This is a genomic window from Spiroplasma sp. hyd1, assembly GCF_016082235.1.
Taxonomy (GTDB): Bacteria; Bacillota_I; Bacilli_A; order Mycoplasmatales; family Mycoplasmataceae; genus Spiroplasma; species Spiroplasma poulsonii.
In genome coordinates this window covers 1-1,305 of the sequence record NZ_JXYY01000111.1, presented here as the reverse complement: position 1 = coordinate 1,305, position 1,305 = coordinate 1, and the positions used below count along the sequence as shown (strand labels likewise).

Sequence of the window (1,305 nt, the reverse complement as noted above, 5' to 3'; positions counted from 1 at the left end):
GCTTAATTTAAAAGTATCTTATTTACACANTTATTAAAACACATTTCTTTAAAAAAGGGAATACTAAAATGGGAATATTTTAAAATATTCTTTTTTTGTAAGATTACTGGTTTTTTAACTGCTATCTTACTGCTATTATTTCTTTTAATACTTTACTAATACTAGTAGTACGATAATTCATTACAGGAATCCCTCCCTTTTTAGGATCATATAATGAATTATTAACATTATTATTTCACTTAGCCATTTTTATATTTTCCAATGAAATGTCTTTATTTTCAAGCTGTTCATTAAACATTTCTTTAACTAAGTTTAATCCATTAATTTTTGCTACACGTAAGGTTAAAATGTTCCTAAATCAATCATACGAATATATCTTATTCCCATGACCTAATTGTGCTTTTATTGTATGCGATATTAATGCTTCCGCACATGCGCTTAAACATCAATCATGTTTATACGCAATAATTCCATCTTTACGTTTTTTTAAGTATTTAATTACATTTAATAAATTATTTTGTTTAGTAATTAAATTAGGTTTATTTTTAAAGTATTCTAAATGAGTAATTAATTTTGTATATTCTCCATTGTTAAAAAGACCTTTACAAATTTTAAACTGTAATTTATCATACTTACTTTTTAAATTAAATACTGTTCCAATTCTTCTAATTGCATGAAACTTATCTAAAACATATTTTGCATTTAAAAAATGAGAAGTATTTTTTATCCAATCAGCGCCATCTCCACATACAATAAATTGAGTATCAGGTGTAATATTATAATATTTTGACATTTCTTTGAAAAGTTCTTCACTATATTCTAATGTATTAATATTTGTAGCAGTTCTTAATAATTTACAATAAGCTCTTTTATTTAATAAAATTGAATTTCCAACTCTTTCATNTTCNGNCATATGACCTTGATGAAAAAATGCTGTCCGAATTCGAAATTTCTTCTTCTTATTTTTCTCTTTNAAAGANAAAAAAGTATCATCTAGAACAATATAAATATATTTTGATGATGTTTTATTGCNAAAATTATTACTTGCATTTTCTAAATTAAGATCNAATTTATTANTTAATCTAGCTATTGAAGAATATGAAAGACTTTTAACTGGAATCATATCATTAATATCTTTAATTCTTTTTNCATCAGCTACATTAGTTAATATTAATTCTTTTAAATCATGTGTAATTTTTTGATATTTTTCAAATTTTAAATCCTCTAGTAAAAGACACTTGAATCGTCATTTTCCATAATTTTTTGTTTTATTATTATATACACTTGCATCTCAAAATTTATAAC

The 1,305-nt window shown here is 22.8% G+C and carries 1 protein-coding gene; it reads right to left on the bottom strand.

Annotation, left to right across the window (positions count from 1 at the left end; translation table 4 throughout):
• Positions 1 to 121: 121 nt before the first annotated feature.
• Positions 122 to 1,195 carry an Mbov_0401 family ICE element transposase-like protein gene (locus tag TS70_RS08770; RefSeq protein ID WP_443028841.1) on the bottom strand — a complete coding sequence of 358 codons (1,074 nt, stop codon included), beginning with the start codon at positions 1,193 to 1,195 and terminating at the stop codon, positions 122 to 124.
• Positions 1,196 to 1,305 lie beyond the last annotated feature (110 nt).